The 17,742-nt window shown below is 73.5% G+C and carries 16 protein-coding genes; 7 read left to right on the top strand and 9 right to left on the bottom strand.

Annotated features, from left to right (window positions below; all coding sequences use genetic code 11):
* Positions 1-62: 62 nt before the first annotated feature.
* From ACH4LD_RS34865 to ACH4LD_RS34885, 5 genes are all read right to left on the bottom strand, one after another.
* Positions 63-1,262, bottom strand: coding sequence for a serine hydrolase domain-containing protein (locus ACH4LD_RS34865; protein WP_398058126.1), 1,200 nt, complete (start codon positions 1,260-1,262; stop codon positions 63-65).
* Between the two features lie 109 nt (positions 1,263-1,371).
* Positions 1,372-2,340: an acetylxylan esterase gene (locus ACH4LD_RS34870; protein WP_398058127.1), complete on the bottom strand. Its 969-nt coding sequence runs from the start codon at positions 2,338-2,340 to the stop codon at positions 1,372-1,374.
* 243 nt (positions 2,341-2,583) lie between these two features.
* Complete coding sequence (locus ACH4LD_RS34875) at positions 2,584-3,168, bottom strand: hypothetical protein (RefSeq protein ID WP_398058254.1); 585 nt, start codon at positions 3,166-3,168, stop codon at positions 2,584-2,586.
* A gap of 504 nt (positions 3,169-3,672) precedes the next feature.
* Positions 3,673-4,428 carry a ferredoxin reductase gene (locus ACH4LD_RS34880; protein WP_398058128.1) on the bottom strand — a complete coding sequence of 252 codons (756 nt, stop codon included), beginning with the start codon at positions 4,426-4,428 and terminating at the stop codon, positions 3,673-3,675.
* Entirely contained in the window at positions 4,421-5,026 is a 606-nt protein-coding gene (locus ACH4LD_RS34885) for a sulfite oxidase-like oxidoreductase (RefSeq protein ID WP_398058129.1), read from the bottom strand. Before ACH4LD_RS34885 ends, ACH4LD_RS34880 begins: the two co-directional genes overlap by 8 nt.
* Before the next feature lie 299 nt (positions 5,027-5,325).
* Between ACH4LD_RS34885 and ACH4LD_RS34890 the strand changes: the two genes are divergently transcribed.
* The gene (locus ACH4LD_RS34890; RefSeq protein ID WP_398058130.1) at positions 5,326-6,075 is read left to right on the top strand and encodes a GNAT family N-acetyltransferase; all 750 of its coding nucleotides are present in this window, start codon (positions 5,326-5,328) and stop codon (positions 6,073-6,075) included.
* Positions 6,076-6,120: 45 nt separating this feature from the next.
* Here the strand turns inward: ACH4LD_RS34890 and ACH4LD_RS34895 are convergent, their stop codons facing one another.
* A complete protein-coding gene (locus ACH4LD_RS34895; RefSeq protein WP_398058255.1) occupies positions 6,121-6,519 on the bottom strand; it encodes a MarR family winged helix-turn-helix transcriptional regulator in 399 nt (132 codons plus the stop codon).
* A gap of 126 nt (positions 6,520-6,645) precedes the next feature.
* On the opposite strand from ACH4LD_RS34895, the gene ACH4LD_RS34900 reads away from it, so the two are divergent.
* Positions 6,646-7,746: a hypothetical protein gene (locus ACH4LD_RS34900; RefSeq protein ID WP_398058131.1), complete on the top strand. Its 1,101-nt coding sequence runs from the start codon at positions 6,646-6,648 to the stop codon at positions 7,744-7,746.
* 207 nt (positions 7,747-7,953) lie between these two features.
* Positions 7,954-8,751 carry a putative protein N(5)-glutamine methyltransferase gene (locus ACH4LD_RS34905; protein WP_398058132.1) on the top strand — a complete coding sequence of 266 codons (798 nt, stop codon included), beginning with the start codon at positions 7,954-7,956 and terminating at the stop codon, positions 8,749-8,751.
* A 63-nt stretch (positions 8,752-8,814) separates the two neighbouring features.
* On the opposite strand, the gene ACH4LD_RS34910 is transcribed toward ACH4LD_RS34905, so the two are convergent.
* On the bottom strand, positions 8,815-10,893 hold the full coding sequence (locus ACH4LD_RS34910; protein WP_398058133.1) for a SpoIIE family protein phosphatase: 2,079 nt from the start codon (positions 10,891-10,893) through the stop codon (positions 8,815-8,817).
* Positions 10,894-11,230: 337 nt separating this feature from the next.
* On the opposite strand from ACH4LD_RS34910, the gene ACH4LD_RS34915 reads away from it, so the two are divergent.
* The 4 genes from ACH4LD_RS34915 (at position 11,231) to ACH4LD_RS34930 (ending at position 15,336) form a co-directional block, all read left to right on the top strand.
* On the top strand, positions 11,231-12,112 hold the full coding sequence (locus tag ACH4LD_RS34915; protein WP_398058134.1) for a hypothetical protein: 882 nt from the start codon (positions 11,231-11,233) through the stop codon (positions 12,110-12,112).
* Positions 12,113-12,206: 94 nt separating this feature from the next.
* A complete protein-coding gene (locus ACH4LD_RS34920) occupies positions 12,207-12,581 on the top strand; it encodes a hypothetical protein (RefSeq protein WP_103816061.1) in 375 nt (124 codons plus the stop codon).
* Positions 12,582-12,743: 162 nt separating this feature from the next.
* Complete coding sequence (locus ACH4LD_RS34925) at positions 12,744-14,759, top strand: FAD-dependent oxidoreductase (RefSeq protein ID WP_398058135.1); 2,016 nt, start codon at positions 12,744-12,746, stop codon at positions 14,757-14,759.
* A 31-nt stretch (positions 14,760-14,790) separates the two neighbouring features.
* The gene (locus ACH4LD_RS34930; RefSeq protein ID WP_132790161.1) at positions 14,791-15,336 is read left to right on the top strand and encodes a PadR family transcriptional regulator; all 546 of its coding nucleotides are present in this window, start codon (positions 14,791-14,793) and stop codon (positions 15,334-15,336) included.
* 36 nt (positions 15,337-15,372) lie between these two features.
* Here the strand turns inward: ACH4LD_RS34930 and ACH4LD_RS34935 are convergent, their stop codons facing one another.
* Both ACH4LD_RS34935 and ACH4LD_RS34940 read right to left on the bottom strand, forming a co-directional pair.
* Positions 15,373-15,942 (bottom strand): hypothetical protein, encoded by a 570-nt coding sequence (locus ACH4LD_RS34935; protein WP_132790159.1) that lies wholly within the window; start codon positions 15,940-15,942, stop codon positions 15,373-15,375.
* Between the two features lie 427 nt (positions 15,943-16,369).
* On the bottom strand, positions 16,370-17,347 hold the full coding sequence (locus tag ACH4LD_RS34940; protein ID WP_132790157.1) for a fibronectin type III domain-containing protein: 978 nt from the start codon (positions 17,345-17,347) through the stop codon (positions 16,370-16,372).
* Between the last annotated feature and the right edge of the window lie 395 nt (positions 17,348-17,742).

Consider the following 17,742-nt stretch of genomic DNA (forward strand, 5'->3'; position numbering starts at 1 on the left):
TCGGTCGGTTCGACCGAAATCCACCCGCGCGCACCGCGGTCACCAGGCACCGCGCCGCACCCTCACAGGGCGCTGTAAAGGGCGTCCACCAGGGCTGTTTTCCGTGGATCATTGGCGATGTGCGGCCCCATCCGGTTCATGACGTAGCCCAGCGACACCTCCGCGTCCGGATCGGCGAGCCCGCAGGAACCGCCGAATCCGTCGTGGCCGAAAGCTCGCGGGTTCGGGCCGTACGATCCCTGGGGCCCGCTCAGCCACAGCCCGAGCCCCACCTCGGTCTCGCCCTCGAAGCCCGCGCCGAGCACCAGGTCACGGCAGCGGCCCTGCCCCTCGCGCACCCGCTCCGACGCCTCCGGTGACAGGATCCGCCGGCCGCCGTACGATCCGCGCCCGGCGAAGACGCCGTACAGCGCCGCGACCGCCCGGGCGGTGCCGTGACCGTTGGCCGCCGGGATCTCCGCCGCCCGCCAGGCCGGGCTGTTGGCCTCGGCCGCCCCGACGAGGGGATTGGTCAGGGCCGCCAGCGCGGCCGGCGCCAACTGGCTGAAGACGGCTGCCTGTTCGCCGCGCGACGCGGCCGGTGGATGCACCAGCTCCGCCGCCCTGCCGGCGTCCCGCTCCGGCAGGCCCACGGTGAAGTCCAGCCCGAGCGGTCCGGTCACCTCCCGCTCCAGGAAGGTCCCCGGCCGCAGTCCCGAGACGCGCCGCACGACCTCCCCGACCAGGAAGCCGTACGTCAGCGCGTGGTAGCCCGACCGGGTTCCCGGCTCCCACCAGGGGGCCATGGCCGCGAGCCGCGCGGTGGTCAGCTCCCAGTCGTACAGCTCCTCCAGGGTGTGCGGCTCGCGCAGCCCGGACAGCCCGGCGCGGTGCGACAGCAGGTGCCGTACGAGCACCTTGTCCTTGCCCTCGGCGGCGAATTCGGGCCAGTAGGTGGCCACCGGCGCGTCGAGGTCGAGCAGCCCCCGGTCGGCGAGGACGTGCGCGCACAGGGCCACGGGCCCCTTGGTGGTCGACCACACGTTCACCAAGGTGTCCCGTGCCCACGGCCGGGTGCGGGCCGCGTCGGCCCAGCCGCCCCAGAGGTCCACCACCGTCTGACCGGCGACGGTCACCGAGACCGCGGCGCCGAGTTCCCCGCGTTCGCGGAAGTTCTCCGCGAAAGCCTCCCGGACCGCCGCGAACCGCGGATCGCAGTGCCCGTGGATCCGTGTGTCCGTCTCCGGTGTCTGCCGTGTCTCCTGGGCTTCGTGCGCGGACATGTGGCCTCCGTCGTCGCCGGGAACCCGGGACGCGGCACTGCGGCCCGGGTGCTCCGAACGTACCGACTGGTCGGACCGGATGAAAGACCGGCGCCGCCGGCGGCGGGTCTCAGGCGTACCTCCGCAGCCAGCGCACCTTCTCGGCCTCCTGGAAGGGGCCGCCGCCCTCGTGGTCGTTAAAGTCGTACACCTCGATCGCCTTGTCCTCGTGCGCCCACGCGTTGAACGCCGCGAACACGGTCGACGGCGGACAGGTCTGGTCCTCCAGGGCCGCCGAGAACAGGGCCGGTGCCCGGCCCCGGGCCGCGAAGTGCACCCCGTCGAAGTAGGACAGCGTGCGCAGCACGTCCACCGAGCGCCCGCGGTGCGTCTTCAGGAACAGGCCGATCTCCCGGTAGGGGTGACGGTCCGTCAGGGTCGTCGCGCGCGGGAAGTCGCACAGGAACGGCACGTCCGGGGCGACCGCCACCAGGTCCGGGACCAGGCCGCCGACGGCCAGGGCGATGCCGCCGCCCTGGCTCCCGCCGGTCACCGCCGTCCGCGCCGGGTCGGCCAGCGGATGGGAACGGGCGGCCTCGACCGCGCGCACGGCGTCCGTGAACACCCGGCGGTAGTAGTAGTTCTCCGGCGCGTCGATGCCCCGCGTCATGAACCCGGGGTACGCGGGCGCCGCGCCCACCGGGTCCGGCGTGCCGCCACCGCCGCCCCAGGCGCTGCCCTGCCCCCGGGTGTCCATCGCGAAGTGGGCCCGGCCCGTCGACGCCCACAGCAGGTTCTCGTGCGGCAGGCCGCGTCCGCCGCCGTAGCCGATGAACTCCACGACCAGCGGCAGCGGTTGTGCGGCCCCGGCCGGCAGCCGCAGCCAGCCCTTCACCGGGTGGCCGCCGAACCCCGCGAACGTCACGTCGTACACCTCGACCGTGGACAGTCCGGTCTCCACCGGCTCGAAGCGCGCGTCCAGCTCGTGCTCGCGAGCCTGCTGGAGCGTCTTGTCCCAGAAGGCGTCGAAGTCGTCCGGCTCGGGGGACTCGCTGCGGTACGCGCGGAGTTCGTCGAGGGGCAGATCGAACAGGGCCATCAACAACCGCCTTTGTGAAGGGAGACTGCGTCGCCTCACCGTACGTGGGTGATCGGATGACTCGCCAGGGTCAGGCGGAGGTGTGACCCGGCTTCGGTTGCTCCTTCCTGGGTGTCGTCGTGGCTGGCCCGGAGGTGAGTAAGCGCTTGCTCCCAAGGGTCGGGCGGGTACGAGGGGAGCTCTCAGTGGTCGGGTCACCCAGGAGCGATCAGTCGCCTTGGCAGCCATGCCAGCCGGCTGGGGTCATGCGCGCGGCTGGGTCCACCGGGGTCCCGTCCGGGCCCACTCCCGCTCCCACTCGGCCAGCCGGTGGCGCAGGGCGATCCGGCGCTCGATCGCATGCCCGAGGAAGACGACGGTCGCCGTACCGGCCGCCGCGCACAGCCCCACGGTCACAGTGTGCTGCCACACCGCGACGTCGTCCGCGGGCGGCGCGACACTGCGGCCCCGGGAGTCGAACCACACCGACACCGGCTCTCCGGGGCGGGTCCCCATCGGCACCCGGGCCCACGCCGTCCGGACCCCCTTGCCCGGCTCGGTCCAGCGGACCTGGGCGCGGTAGGGCTGCCGGTGGTCGCTCTGCGACGCGGTCAGCCGCTGGGGCGCGTCGCCGACCACCACGGCACGTACCTGATGGCGTTCGGCCCGCTGGGCCGCGGCGAGCGCCCGGGCCTGACCGTGGGCGTGCAGGCCCGCGGCCACCCCGGCCAGGGGCGCGACCACGAACATCAGGACGGCGACCACCAGCACCGTCCACGCCTCCACGACGTCCGACCGGCGCCGCAGCGGATTGCGCCGCCAGCGCCAGCCACGCACCCGGGTACGCATGTCCACCTCCTCGCCACCGCCGGAGCCGGAGAGCGGGAGGAGCCGGTCGCCGGTCCACCGCCCCCGCCGCTCACGGACACGAGCGTCCACACTCGTCTCGTACCCCGTTCGGCGCACCTCGCGCACGCCGCGAACCGCGAGTTCCGGCCCATATGGCGCACGGCACACACCATGCGCCCCACGATCGCGCGCGGTGCTCCCCGTCGCGACCCGGGCGCCGCCCCGCCGGGCCCCGACCGAACCGTTTGCCCCTGGCTGACGTCGGGTCGGCCGGGCGACGGGCTCGGGGTCGGTCCCCTCGCACAGTCTCCCGGCGCGCTGGGGGTCGTGCCCCTCAGGGGCCACCCCCGCGCCCGGTCTCGATCGACTCGCTCGGTGTCCGCCGACCCGGTCGGTCGGTCCGGGCCGGCCGACTCCGTGTCAGCGCGGCCGCTCGGTCCCAGCCGACCGCTCAGGTCCCGGCCGACGCGCTGCGGGCACCGCGCCTCGCCCGGCCCCGACGGGTCAGCCGAAGCGCTCGATGCGGATGCGGTCCACCGGCTGGCCGGCCGCCACCAGCAGTCGGGAAGCGTGTTCGGCGAAACCGTTGGATCCGCACACATAGGCTTCCCACCCACCGACGGGCTGTTCGGCCAGGAGCGGCGTCACATGTGCGGTCGTCATACGTCCCACCGGGACCCCGGGCGGAGCGCTGCGCGTGAACACCGGCGTCGTCTCCGCGCCCAGCTCGGAGGCGTAGATCAGTTCCTCGGGGCTGCGCGCCGACACCAGCATCCGCAGCGGGACGGCGAGGCCGCGCGCCCGGTGGTGCCGGATCATCGACATCAGCGGTACGACCCCGGAACCGGCCCCGATCAGCAGCGCGGGCCGGTCACCCGGCCAGGCGAAGAAGCCACTGAGCGGCCCCCGCACCTCGACCGTGTCACCCGGCCGGGCCACGGTGTGGAACCAGCCGGAGACCTCCCCGTCCGGCACCCGGTCGAGGGTCAGCTCGATGTGCCCGGAGCCGTCCGGCGCCGACGCGATCGAATAGTGGCGCTGCGCCACATAGCCGTCGGCGGCGGTCAGCCGCAGCAGCAGGTGCTGGCCCGGCAGGTGCCCCGCCCAGCCCGGCACCGCCAGCCGGAACGTGGCCGCGTGCGGTGTCTCGGGCCGGATCTCCGTCAGGGTGGCCGTCTGCCACATGGAGGCCGCCTGCTCGCTCACGGCGATCCGCCCGGGCACCGCGAACCGCGTCACGGAAGTCGTCGTCTCAGTCACCGCAGTACCGCTGTTCCTCCCACGGGTTGCCGCGCGCGTGGTAGCCGTTGCGCTCCCAGAAGCCGGGCTCGTCGTGGTCGAAGAGCGTGATGCCCGCGATCCACTTGGCGCTCTTCCAGAAGTACAGGTGGGGCACCAGCAGCCGCGCCGGTCCGCCGTGTTCGGGCGGCAGCGGCGCGCCGTCGTACTCCCAGACGATCCAGGCCCGCCCACCGGTGAGGTCGGCGAGCGGCAGGTTGGTGGTGTAGCCCGTGTGGGAGCGGGCGACGGCATATGTGGCGGATCCATGGGGGCGCACCACATCGAAGAAGGCGTCCAGCGAGACGCCGCCGAACCGCACGCCGAACTTCGACCAGCCCGTCACACAGTGGATGTCACCGTCGTACGCCGACGCCGGCAGTGCGTGTGCCGCGTCCCAGTCCCAGGTGTGCGGGCGCTCGACCAGGCCGTCGATGCGGAAGGACCAGTCGGCGGGGGCGAGGTCGGGGGTGACCTCGGCGGACAGGACGGGCCAGTCGTCGCGCGCGTCGTACTGCCCGGGCGGCAGCCCCGGGTTGTGGACGCGCGGGCGACCCGTGAAGCCTCGCGTGACGTTCATGGTTCAACCGTACGTGGTCGGCCGGGATGCCCGGATCCCGGCCGACGGCCCCGCGGCGGTACGGCGCGCCGCGGCTCACGGCGCCGCAGCGCCCCCTACCGCGGCTCACGGCGCCCCCTACCGCGGCTCATCACGCGTCGTTGCAGCCTTATGAACACTGTCCCGGGCCGGGAATACCGGCCCGACGCCGCTCCTTGGCGATCGGTGCCGGCACCGGTGCGCCGGTGACAGCACGAGAGAAGTGAGGAAACGAGGATGCTCCAGGCCCATGTCTCCAGGACCGTGACCGAGGTGGCCGGATGAGCGCCGTCAGCAGCCCGGGCGTCCCCGGTCCGGCCGCCGCCGGTGTCCCGCACGTCCTCGACAACCCGGCGCTCGCCTCCCTGACCGGCCCGCACGCCCACTTCGCCGAGCGGCGCGGCCGGGTGCTGCGGTATCCGGTCGACGTCTCCCCGTGGCTGGCCCTGCCCGACGAGCCGGACGTGCGGGACTGGGCGGACCTCGCCGCGCTGGCCGGCCCCGGCGCCGAGGTCCCGCTGCCCGGCTTCCGGGGTGAGGTGCCGGACGGCTGGGAGATCACCTTCAGGGTCGAGGGCGTGCAGTTCGTGGACGACGGCCTCGCCGCGGCACCGGAACCGGAGGCGGTCCGCCTCGGCCCGGCGGACGTGCCCGAGATGCTCGACCTGGTGGCGCGGACCCAGCCGGGACCGTTCCTGCCCCGCACCGTGGAACTCGGCACCTACCTGGGCATACGCCGCGACGGCGCGCTGATCGCCATGGCCGGGGAGCGGCTGCACCCGCCGGGCTGGACCGAGATCAGCGCGGTCTGCACCGACCCCGCGTTCCGCGGGGAGGGCCTGGCCACCCGCCTGATCCTCGCGGTCGCGCACGGCATCCGGGAACGCGGGGAGACACCGTTCCTGCACACGAGCGCCGGGAACACGAACGCCATCCGGCTGTACGAGTCCCTCGGCTTCCGGCTGCGCCGCCGTACGGCGTTCCTCGCGGCGCGGGCACCGCAGCGGCCGGCGGAGGACCGGGCGGCGTGACCGGTGCCGTGATCCGGCGCGGTTCCCCGCGGCCCGGCCACCGCCTCAGTCCGAGTCGGCGCCGCCCGGGCCCGCGTTGTACCGCTCCAGGTAGGCGGCGAAGCGCACCAGGTCCTCCTCCGGCCAGTTGGCGAGCCGTTCCCGGAACGCGGCCCGGCGGCTGCGGGTGACCTGGGCCAGGATCTCCTGGCCGGCCTCCGTCAGATGCAGCACCTGGACCCGGTGGTCCTCCGGGTCCAGCCGGCGCTCGATCAGCCCGGCCCGCTCCAGGGCCGCCACCTGGCGGCTGACCGTGGACTTGTCCAGGGCGTAGTGGGCCGCCAGGTCCGTCGCCCGGCAGCCGCCGCTCTCCTCCAGGTGGCCCAGCAGGGTGTACGACACCAGGGACAGCTCGGGGTGCATGCGGCCCGCCGAGGCACGGGCCCGGCGGGCGAAGATGGTCATCTCGCGTTGGATCGTCTCGACGGCCGACTCCGCTGCGCTCACGGGAATACCTCCTCCGACATTCTAGTTGTATAGTACAACTCGAACTGAGAGTTGTATAAGCCAACCTTTGGAGGGTCGCGCGCGATGAGGTCACCGGCACTGCGCCATGTGCTCACGCACCTGATCACCCCGCTGCTGATGTGCATCGGCATGGGGCTCGCGTACATGGGGGCGTTCGTCACCCCGGAGCCGAACCACCTGCCGGTCGCCGTCGTCGGCACCGCCCCGAAGGCGAAGGTCTTCGCGCAGACCGTCAAGGACGCCGCGGGGGACAAGCTCGACGTCCGCACGGTCGCCACCCGGGCCGACGCCGTCGCCCTGCTCAAGTCCCGCGATGTGACCGGCGCCTATGTGCCGAGCGCCAGGGCGCCCGAGCTGCTGGTGGCGACCGCCGCCTCCGACATGGGGGCCACGGCCGTCGAGAAGGTCTTCACGCCGGTCGCCGCCGAGGAGGGCGTTCCGCTGAAGGTCACCGACGTGGCCGCCCCGGTCGCCGACGACCCCACCGGCCAGGGCGTGTTCTTCCTGCTGGTCGCGGTCAGCATCGGCTCGTACGCCTCGGTCGCCGCGCTCGGCGCCGCCGGCGCCGCCCTCGCGATGCGGGTCCGGGCGCTGCTCGCACTCGGTGTCGCCGCCGTGGTCGGCGGCATCGGCGCGCTGCTCGCCGGGCCGGTCTTCCACCTCGCCCACCACGACCTCGCGGGCGTCTGGGGCATGGCCTCGCTGTACTCGGCGGGCATCCTCCTCATCGGCGTCGGTCTGCACACGTTCCTCAAGCGGTGGACCACGCTCACCATGATGGTGCTGTTCGTGATGCTGAACTTCACCAGCTCCGGCGGTCTGTTCCAGCCCGAGCTCCAGAACGGCTTCTTCGGCACCCTGCACGCCTTCTGGAACGGCGCCGGCTTCGTCGAGGGCGCCCGCAGCCTGCTCTACTTCGGCGACGACGGCCTCGCCCGCTGCGTGTGGACCCTGGTGGCCTGGCTGCTCGCCGGTGTCCTGGTGACCGCGGTGGCGGCCCTGTACGAGCGCACCCGCGCCGCCCGCCAGGAAGCCACCGCCCCCGGGGCCGGGGCCGGGGCCGCGCCGGCCGTGTCCGAGCCCGAGCGGAAGGCCCGGCGGGCCACCGAGGAGGAGGCCGCGCAGGAGGCCGAGGAGGAGGCCGAGGAGACGGTCGGTGTCTGAACCCGGCGTCCCCGAGGGCCCGTCGGGGGCCGTGGGGTAAGGTGGCGGTCCTGGTCGCGGCGTCCGCGGCTTCGACGACGAGGAGGTGAGACCCATTACCGCTGTGTCGGCTGGGGTGCTCCCTCCTCGTGACGGCGCGGTACGCCGGCGCCGGTGACCGCGGGAGCGCCCTGAAGGCTTCGTGCTCCCGAAAGGCTCTCGGCTTCCATGCCCGCTCCTGTCCCGTTCTCCCCGTCCGCCGTCGTCTCCGCGTTGCGTGCCGCAGGGTGCGTCTTCGCCGAGGACGAGGCCGAGTTGATCCTCGCCACCGCCCGCACGCCCGAGGAGGCGGCCGGCATGGTGGACCGGCGCGCCGCCGGGCTGCCGCTCGAACAGGTCCTCGGCTGGGCCGAGTTCCACGGGCTGCGCGTCACCCTGGAACCAGGGGTGTTCGTCCCCCGCCGCCGTACCGAGTTCCTGGTCGCCCAGGCGCTGGCCGCCGCGCCGGACGCGACCGTCGTCGTGGACCTGTGCTGTGGTTCCGGCGCGCTCGGCGCGGCGCTGGCCGCCGCCCTGGACGGGGCGGAGGTGCACGCCGCCGACATCGATCTGGCCGCCGTGCGCTGCGCCCGCCGTAATCTCGCCGCGTACGGCGGCCGGGCGCACCAGGGCGACCTGTACGACGCCCTGCCCGCCGGCCTGCGCGGCCGGGTGGGTGTCCTGACCGCCAACGTGCCCTACGTACCCACCGACGAGGTGGCCCTGCTGCCGGCGGAGGCCCGCGAGCACGAGCCGTTGACCGCGCTGGACGGCGGAGCCGACGGACTCGACGTGCTGCGCCGGGTGGCCGCCGGGGCACCCGAGTGGCTCGCCCCCGGCGGCTGCCTGTTCTCCGAGACCAGCGAACGCCAGGCACCGGCCGCCGTACGGGTCTTCGAAACCGCGGGCCTGACGACCCGCCTGGCGGTGAGCGAGGATCTCTACGCACATGTGGTCATCGGTGTACGGCCCCGGGCCGGAGGGTGATTCCGGTCGGCCACGGGCCGCCGGTTCCCTGAACAGCCGTCAGCCGCCCCGGCCGCGAGGCCCCTACGGCAGCTCCTGTGCCCGGGCGATGAGCAGGGCCACGTCGTCGTGGTTGTCCGGGTGGTGCAGCGTGCGCAGCAGGAGGTCGCACGCCTCCTCCAGCGGGCGGGCCGGGTCGTCGAGCAGGGACAGCAGGGAGGCCAGGCGCTCGTCCAGCGAGTGCCGGCGGGTCTCCACCAGTCCGTCGGTGTAGAAGACCAGCTCGTCGCCGGGCTCGAAGTCGACCGTGACGGTGGAGAAGTCGACCCCGCCCACCCCCAGCGGTACCCCGGTGGGCAGGTCGAGCAGCTCCGCCGGGCGGCCGGGCCGTACCCGGGCCGGCGGCAGATGGCCGGCGTTGGCGATCCGGCACTGCCGCAGATGCGGGTCGTGGACGGCGTACACGCAGGTCGCGATCGAGTGGTTCAGGGCCGAGGTCGTCTTGTCCAGGTGCTCCAGCAGGCGCGCCGGATCGAGATCGAGGACGGCCAGGGTGGTCGTCGCGGTGCGCAGCCGGCCCATCGTGGCGGCCGCGCTGATGCCGCTGCCCATCACGTCACCGACGACGAGCGCGGTCTTGCCGCCCTCCAACGGGATCACGTCGAACCAGTCCCCGCCCACCTCGCTGGTGGCGCCCGCCGGCTGGTACCGGGACGCCACCTCCAGGCCGGTGGTGACCGGCGGATGGCTGGGCAGCAGGCTGCGCTGGAGGGTCAGCGCGGTGTTGCGGGCGTTCTGGTACCAGCGCGCGTTGTCGATCTGCACGGCCGCGCGGGCGGCCAGCTCCCGCGCCAGCAGGACGTCGTCCTCGTCGAAGGGCGCCGCGTTGCGGGTGCGTTTGAGGTCGAGCGCGCCCAGCACCTCGCCGCGCGCGATCAGCGGCACCGCGAGGTACGAGTGCAGGCCCGCCCGGCCCAGCAGCACGGCCGCCTCGGGGGAGCGGGCGATGCGCGGCAGATCCTCGTCCTTCACCTGCGGCACCAGGACCGCCTCGCCGGTGCGTACGCATTCGGTGACCAGGCGGTCGGGTGCGTACCGGGCGATCTGGCCGGGCGGGTCGGCGGCCAGCACCGCCTCCGAGCCCTCCGCCGGACGGACCGCCAGGGCCCGGATCACCGCTGCCTCCGTGGGACCCAGGGTGCTGCGCCGGCCCTCGACCACCGCCTCCAGCAGATCCACGGCCGCCACGTCCGCCAGTTCCGGCACGGCGACCTCGGCGAGCTCGCAGGCGGTGCGCTCCAGCTCCAGCGTCGTACCGATCCGGGCGGAGGCGTCGGCGATGACCGCGAGCCGGCGCCGTGCGGCCTCCCGCTCCACCGACGCCCGGTGCTGCTCGGTGATGTCGGTCATCGAGACCGCCACCCCGAGCACGTTGCCCATGGCGTCCTCCAGCCGGTACAGCGAGTGCGACCAGGTGTGGTCCGCGTCCGGGTCGGCGGGCGTGCGGCCGACGAGCGTGGCGTCGATCACCGGCACTCCCGTCTCCAGCACCCGCCGCGCGGCGGCCTCCAGGGACTCGGTGTCCAGCAGCGGCAGCACCTCGTGCAGCGTCCGGCCCACGTGCCCGGCGGCCGGCACCCCGTTCATCTTCTCCAGGGCCGGGTTGACCGAGACGTACCGCAGGCCGGTGTCCAGGACGGCGTAGCCGATCGGTGACTGCATCACCATCCGCTCGGACAGCGCCACGTCCTGCTCCAGCCGTCGTACGGTCGACTGGTCGGCGGCGAGCCCGAGCGCGTACACGTCCCCCTGGTCGTCCAGCAGCCGCATGTTGCGGAACTCCACCAGACGGGTGCTGCCGTCCTTGTGCCGGACCGGGAAGCCGCCCGCCCAGCTCTGGCCGGTGCGCATCACGTCGGCGAAGAGCTTGCCGACGAGCTGGATGTGCCGTTCGTGCACCATCAGCCGGGCGGCGTACTGGCCGAGGGCCTCCTGCGCGGTGTAGCCGAAGAGTTCCTCCGCCTGCGGGCTCCACAGGACGATCCGGCCGTCGGTGTCCAGCACCACCGACGCCACGCCGAGGACGTCGAGCAGGCCGCCCGGAGGCACCGGCCCACGCGCCGGTTCGCCGCTCTCCGCCACCGGAGCCCCGGGTGCACTCATGCCACGCACCGCCTTCGCCCGTCCGCACGGTACGCCGTCCCCCGTGCCGACTCCCCTTGTTCTACCGCGCTCACACCCGACTCTCCGACGCCTTCGCCGTCCACCTCCACCATCTCTCACCACGGCGCGGCCGTCCGCCGAAGCCGTCGCGCCGGCGGTGCGCGCGGTGACGGACCTCCTGCCGAGACCGTACAGCGCGCTCCCGCGGGCCGTGAGAGTTCACGCTCATGTTGCTTCCTTGGTCTGTACATGACTACGGCGCCACGCCAGACTGTCCGCCGACCGAGTGTCCCCGCCCGCTCACCCTGGGTCCCCACCCCCGTCAGAGGAGTCGGCCATGCCCGCGTCCGCCCGGCAACGTTGTCACGCAGTTCTCGCCGGACTCGTCACCCTCGCCACCGCCGCCGTCGTGTCGCTCGCCGCACCCGCGCCCGCCCGCGCGGCCGACACCTGGACCGAGACCGGCTCCGACCGCGCCGACCCGCTGACCGAGAGCCAGGGCCTGACCTCGGTGGAGGTCCCGGCGAACAGCGCCAACCGCTACACCGGCATCGGCACCATCCCCCTCGGCGTCTCCAGCCGCGGCTGGAACCACGTCGGCGACCCCGACGCCTCGTACGACGGCTACTACATCGAGCCCTACCAGCGCGACTCCGGCAACTCCAAGATGTTCCGGGTGCAGGCGCCCGGCGGCGCCTGGTCGGAGTACGTCCACACGCTGAGCGCGGGCGAGGCGCTGAACAACTCCTGGGCCGCGATCTCGCCCGACGGCCAGTGGATGCTGTCCGGTGAGTGGGGCACGATGACCCGGCTGCTGGTCTTCCCGACCCCGGGCGTCAACCCGGCCACCTCCCCCTCGGTGAACCTCCCGCAGGCCTCCACCGTCCGCCTGGACCACGCCGTCCGCGACGTCCAGGGCTGCGACTTCTCCGGCCCGACCACCCTGCTGTGCTCCTCCGACGACCCGGAGGGCAGCCTGTTCGGACTCACCAAGCCGCTGCTCCAGATCGACCTGTCGGCCGCGCCCAACGGCACGGCGGACGTCTCCGGCCATGTCACGGCGCTGCGCCAGCTGCCGCTGCGCAGCTCCTGCTCGGGCACGTTCGAGGCGGAGGGCATCGACTACGACCGCCGGAGCGGCACCCTGCGCGTGATCGTGGTCTCGCCCGGTTTCTGCGTGCTGACGGACAGCAAGACGTACAAGTTCTCCCGCGGCTGAGGTGTGCCCGGCGGCCGGTGGTGCTTTGCTGAGGATGAACGCGGTTCGGCGGGGTACCCCGTTCCACCGCAGCGCGGCCACGAAAGGAGCGATCATGGCAGACACGGAGCGGTCGCATCCGGAAACCGTCTCGGTGGAGATCAGCGGCTATTCCAAGGACGACGCCCGGCTCGTCTTCGAAGCGCTCAGCGCCTGCTTCGCCTCCGACCGGGCTCCGGAGGAGGTACCGCAGCAGCTCCACGAGACCCGTCCGATGGTATGGCTCGGCACGTACGACGTGGCGGACGCCCGCGGCGGGGGCTGCCCGCCGGTCCACCTCGACTCGCCCGTCCAGGCGGACGTGCAGGGCAGCTACTGGGCGGTGGAGAGGTTCCGCCACACCCTGGACTCGATGTTCACCGTGCAGGAGACCTGCACGGCCTCCGGCGACCAGGAGCGGGACCTGCACCTGCGCCTGGAGAGCCGCTGAACACGTCAGGGTCCTGAGCAACGCCCCGGTCGGCTCCCCGCCGACCGGGGCGTACTGCGTCAGGACGTCCATGCCCCCGTGCGGGCGGTTGTGCAACTAGTTGCACAAAGGCTCGGGCTTCCTCTACAACAGGAGGTGACGACACCGCGCACGGAGGGCCCGATGAGCCGTTACCCGCATCTGATGACCCCGCTCGACCTGGGCTTCACCACACTGCCCAACCGCGTGCTCATGGGCTCCATGCACGTCGGCCTGGAGGAGGCCGAGCGCGGCTTCGAGCGGATGGCGGCGTTCTACGCGGCCCGCGCGCGTGGCGGAGTGGGACTCATCGTCACCGGCGGCATCGCTCCCAACGAGGAGGGACGGCCGTACGAGGGCGGAGCCATGCTCACCACCGAGGCGGAGGCCGAGCGGCACCGGACCGTCACCGAGGCCGTGCACCGCGAGGGCGGCCGGATCGCGATGCAGATCCTGCACTTCGGCCGCTACGCCTACCACCGGGACCTCGTCGCGCCGAGCGCGCTCCAGGCCCCCATCAGCCCCTACGTGCCCCGCGAGCTGACCGACGCCGACGTCGAGCGCACCATCGAGGACTACGCCCGCGCCGCCCGCCTCGCCCGCCGGGCCGGCTACGACGGGGTCGAGATCATGGGCTCCGAGGGCTACCTGATCAACGAGTTCATCGCCGCGCAGACGAACCGGCGCACGGACCGCTGGGGCGGCTCCTACGAGAACCGGATGCGGTTCCCCGTCGAGATCGTCCGCCGGGTGCGCGAGGCCGTCGGCGAGGACTTCATCGTCATCTACCGGCTGTCCATGCTGGACCTGGTCCCGGGCGGCTCCTCGCTGGACGAGGTGGTCGCGCTCGGCAAGGCCGTCGAGTCCGCCGGGGCCACGATCATCAACACCGGCATCGGCTGGCACGAGGCCCGCATCCCCACCATCGCCACCTCCGTGCCGCGCGGCGCCTACACCTGGGTCACGAAGAAGCTCATGGGCGAGGTGTCCGTGCCCCTGGTGACCACCAACCGCATCAACACCCCGGAACTCGCCGAGCGACTGCTGGCCGACGGCTGCGCGGACATGGTCTCCCTGGCCCGCCCGATGCTCGCCGACCCCGACTTCGTCGCCAAGGCCGCCGCCGGCACCCCGGAGGCCATCAACACCTGCATCGGCTGCAACCAGGCCTGCCTCGACCACACCTTCAGCGGGCAGATCACCTCCTGTCTGGTCAACCCGCGCGCCTGCCACGAGACCGAGCTGGTCCTCGCGCCGACCCGGCTGAAGAAGCGCGTCGCCGTCGTCGGCGCCGGCCCGGCCGGCCTCGCCTGCGCGGTCTCCGCCGCCGAACGCGGCCACACCGTCACCCTGTTCGACGCGGCGAGCGACATCGGCGGACAGCTCAACGTCGCCCGCAAGGTGCCCGGCAAGCAGGAGTTCGACGAGACGCTGCGCTACTTCCGCCACCAGCTCGACGCCCACGGCGTCGACGTGCGCCTGGAGACCTGGGTGGAGGCCGGCGACCTGGAGGGCTTCGACGAGGTCGTCGTCGCCACCGGCGTCACCCCGCGCACCCCGGACATCCCCGGCGTCGACCACCCCCGCGTCCTCGGCTACCTCGACGTGCTGCGCGACGGCGCGCCCGTCGGCGACCGCGTCGCCGTCCTCGGGGCCGGCGGCATCGGCTTCGACGTCGCCGAGTTCCTCACCGACGGCGGTGACAAGGCGAGCGAGGACCCGGAGACGTACTTCCGGAACTGGGGCGTCGACATGACCTACCGGGCGCCGGGCGGGCTCGCCGCCCCCGAACGGCCCGCGCCGCCCCGCCAGGTCCACCTGCTCCAGCGCAAGACCAGCAAGGTCGGCGCCGGACTCGGCAGGACCACCGGCTGGATCCACCGCACCGAGCTGAAGCACCGGGGCGTGACCATGGTGCCGGGCGTGCGCTACGACCGCATCGACGACGCCGGGCTGCACATCACCGTCGGCGACGAGAGCACGGTCCTGGAGGTCGACACGGTCGTGCTCTGCACCGGCCAGGAACCGCGCCGGGAGCTGTACGAGGAGCTGGTGGCCGCCGGGCGCAGCGTGCACCTGATCGGCGGCGCGGACGTCGCGGCCGAGCTGGACGCCAAGCGGGCGATCAAGCAGGGCACGGAGCTGGCGGCGGCGCTGTAGGGGCCCGTGCGCGCCTCCCTAGGATGAGCCCATGTCACTCCCGCACGCGATCCTCACCGCCCTGCTGGAAAAGCCGTCGTCGGGACTGGAGCTGACCCGCCGGTTCGACAAGTCGATCGGCTACTTCTGGTCCGCGACGCACCAGCAGATCTACCGCGAGCTGGGGAAGCTGGAGGCGGAGGGCCTCATCCGCACCCTGCCGGCCGAGCAGCCGGCCCGTGGGCAGAAGAAGAGTTACGAGGTCCTGCCCGCGGGCCGCGCCGAGCTGGTCCGCTGGACCGCCGCCGCGCAGGACCCGAAGACCCTGCGGGATCCCCTGCTGCTGCGGCTGCGCGCGGCGGCCGTGGTCGGCACCGCGGGCCTTGAGGACGATCTGCGCCGCCATCTGGAGCTGCACCGGCGGCAGCTGGCCGAGTACCGGCGGATCGAGCAGCGCGACTTCCCGCCGGACCGGGACGCCCCGCAGGACCGGCTGCGCCACCTGGTCCTGCGGGCGGGCATCGACCTGGAGACCTTCTGGACCCAGTGGCTGACCCACGCCCTGGCGGAGTTCGCCGAGCTGCCGGACGCCGACTGAGGGGCGCTCGTCCGCCGGTACGGCCGTGCGGGCCGCTCAGAGCCGGTACGGCTTCGAGCGGCGGCGCAGGACCCAGCCCGTGGCGACGACCCCGGCGCCGACCAGGGCCGCGCCGACGCCCAGGGTCAACGGGCCGTAGTCGCGGGCGGCGCCGCCGAGTCCGCCCATCACGCCCCGGGACGGTGCCGGGCTGGACGTCGAGGAGATCGTCGGCCGCGTCGCGGGGACCGTCGGTTTCGCGGACACCGGCGCGGACGCCGACACGATCACCGACTGGCTGCCCGCCGTGAGGCCGCTGGAGCAGACCACCACCACGGTGTACGTCCCCGGGTTCACCCCGGTCCAGGCGGCGGACTGGCTGACGGACGTGCCGGACAGGGCCACCTGCCGGCCCTGGGCGAAGTTCGCCTGCCGGTTGGTGAGCAGGGCCGCCGTGCCCCAGCTGCCGTTGATCAGGGTGCAGGCGCTGGTGACCACGGAGACCGTGGTGCCGGTGGTGCTGACCGAGATGCCCGAGACCGCGGCGGACGGCCCGGCGAGCACGGCCGGGAGGGCGGCGGCCGCCAGGGTCAGGCCGGGTCGGAGCAGAAGTCGCGAGGTGTGCATGGGCTGGCCTCCGGCGGCACGGTCGGCGGTACGTCCCATGCGCCGCCGGGGGTCGGGAAACGTCCGTGCTGCCTCAACCGCAGCCAACGCGCCCCCCGACCCGCCCGCATGCGGGACGGACCCGGTCGGGTGACGCGTTCCGCCGACCGGCGCAGCCGGGACACGCCGGCTCGCCGCGCCGATGGGCCGTGTGTGGTCATGCCTCTGGGGTGGGCGGTCGGCCGTGTGTGGTCGCGTCTGGTGGGTGGGTCGGTGGGCCGTGTGTGGTCATGCCTCTGGGGTGGGCGGTCGGCCGTGTGTGGTCGCGTCTGGTGGGTGGGTCGGTCGGCCGTGTGGTCCCGCCTGTCGGGTGGGGGGAGCCGCCCGTGGTCACGCCCGCCTGGTGGGCCGGTCAGCCGCCCGTGGTCAGGCCCGCCTGGTGGGCCGGTCAGCCGCCCGTGGTCACCGTGCGCTCCGCCGACCAGCCGCCCCAGGTGCCGTCCGGCAGGCGAGCCCGCAGCCGCACGCGGTGTTCCTCTCCGGCGTCGGTGCCGGCGTAGAAGCTGTGGCGTGCCCGGCCGCGCGGCGGTGTGCCGCCCCAGACCAGCGAGGTGGTCGCACTGCGGTCCAGCTCGATCTGGTACTCGGTGATCACCCCGTCCGTGCGGGGCGGGTCCCAGGCCAGATCGATGTAGTGGGCCCCGCCGGCACGGTGGGTCGCGGCGGTGAACCCGGTGGGCGCGGTGTTCCGGCCGTCGTCGGTGCCCGGTGTGGTCAGACGGACCGGTGCGCCGGCGGGGGAGAGGTTGTCGGCGGCGTCGCGGGCCCGGACCGTGAAGACGTAACGGCTGCCGGGGCGCAGACCGGTGACGACGGTGGCGGTCTGGTTCCCGCCGACGCTGTGGATCTTCACTCCGCCCTGGTAGACGTCGTACGACAGCACGCCCCGGTCGTCCCGCGACGCGCCCCAGGACAACTGGACCGCCCGGCTGCCGACGGCCCGCCCGGTGGTCGTCGTCGGCCGGGTCGGTGCCGAGTGGTCCGCCACCGTCGCCGCCGGCGTCCGGGCGCGTGTCGTCCGGCTCGGCGGGCCCAGCCGGCCCGCGCTGTCCCGGGCCCGCACGGTGAACGCATACATGGTGGACGGCCTGAGCCTGGTGACGTCCACCATGTGCTGCGAACCCGGTACTTCCGCCACCTTGGTGGGGCCTCGATAGACCTCGTAGCTGCGGACCCCGGAGCCCTCCGGTGCCGCGTTCCACATCACATGGACGCTCGTGGCGCTGCCCGCCGCGGCGGTGACCCCGGCCGGGGCGCCGGGCACCCGGCCCTCGCCGCCACCGTCGTCGGCCCGGCTCCAGCCGCAGGACGCGACCAGCAGCAGCGAGCCGCAGACCAGGACGAGCGGGACGGGAACGCGTCGCACGGCTCTGCCTCCCCCGGACGGCCTCGACATCCCTAAAGGTCCGGACCAATATGGCCCGGCCGGTGCGGTCACAGCAAGGGGGCCGCGTTGGTGAGCATCCCCGGATGTTACGTATGCTGAGCGTCCCTACGGCTGAACTACCCAAGAGGGCAGGGAAGTTCATGCCTGTGGCGCGGACACGCTGTCGTCGCCGATCCCGCGCCGGCGCGGGTGGCCGGGGATCCGGGGCGGTACCCGGTCCGGATCCCCGGCCCCTGTTGTCCCCGCCGGGCCCCGAGGCTCGCCCGGTTGTCCCCTTACGGGGTGTCAGAAGCGTGCTCCATCCGGCCCCTTCGCGGCGGCTCCCGTGGCCCTGCGCCCGGAGCCGCACCACAGTGTGCTGGATGTCCGCCATG

Origin of the sequence: Streptomyces sp. NPDC017676, from assembly GCF_044329325.1 — a bacterium.
In the GTDB taxonomy this organism is placed as follows: Bacteria; Actinomycetota; Actinomycetes; order Streptomycetales; family Streptomycetaceae; genus Streptomyces.

Bases quoted from the DNA above. Each gene is read 5' to 3' on its own strand.
- ACH4LD_RS34910 (WP_398058133.1), bottom strand. From the start codon at position 10,893: ATGAGTGCACCCGGGGCTCCGGTGGCGGAGAGCGGCGAACCGGCGCGT.
- ACH4LD_RS34900 (WP_398058131.1), top strand. From the start codon at position 6,646: ATGAGGTCACCGGCACTGCGCCATGTGCTCACGCACCTGATCACCCCG.
- ACH4LD_RS34935 (WP_132790159.1), bottom strand. From the start codon at position 15,942: ATGCACACCTCGCGACTTCTGCTCCGACCCGGCCTGACCCTGGCGGCC.
- ACH4LD_RS34905 (WP_398058132.1), top strand. From the start codon at position 7,954: ATGCCCGCTCCTGTCCCGTTCTCCCCGTCCGCCGTCGTCTCCGCGTTG.
- ACH4LD_RS34890 (WP_398058130.1), top strand. From the start codon at position 5,326: ATGAGCGCCGTCAGCAGCCCGGGCGTCCCCGGTCCGGCCGCCGCCGGT.
- ACH4LD_RS34865 (WP_398058126.1), bottom strand. From the start codon at position 1,262: ATGTCCGCGCACGAAGCCCAGGAGACACGGCAGACACCGGAGACGGAC.
- ACH4LD_RS34930 (WP_132790161.1), top strand. From the start codon at position 14,791: ATGTCACTCCCGCACGCGATCCTCACCGCCCTGCTGGAAAAGCCGTCG.
- ACH4LD_RS34885 (WP_398058129.1), bottom strand. From the start codon at position 5,026: ATGAACGTCACGCGAGGCTTCACGGGTCGCCCGCGCGTCCACAACCCG.
- ACH4LD_RS34915 (WP_398058134.1), top strand. From the start codon at position 11,231: ATGCCCGCGTCCGCCCGGCAACGTTGTCACGCAGTTCTCGCCGGACTC.
- ACH4LD_RS34895 (WP_398058255.1), bottom strand. From the start codon at position 6,519: ATGACCATCTTCGCCCGCCGGGCCCGTGCCTCGGCGGGCCGCATGCAC.
- ACH4LD_RS34870 (WP_398058127.1), bottom strand. From the start codon at position 2,340: ATGGCCCTGTTCGATCTGCCCCTCGACGAACTCCGCGCGTACCGCAGC.
- ACH4LD_RS34925 (WP_398058135.1), top strand. From the start codon at position 12,744: ATGAGCCGTTACCCGCATCTGATGACCCCGCTCGACCTGGGCTTCACC.
- ACH4LD_RS34920 (WP_103816061.1), top strand. From the start codon at position 12,207: ATGGCAGACACGGAGCGGTCGCATCCGGAAACCGTCTCGGTGGAGATC.
- ACH4LD_RS34875 (WP_398058254.1), bottom strand. From the start codon at position 3,168: ATGCGTACCCGGGTGCGTGGCTGGCGCTGGCGGCGCAATCCGCTGCGG.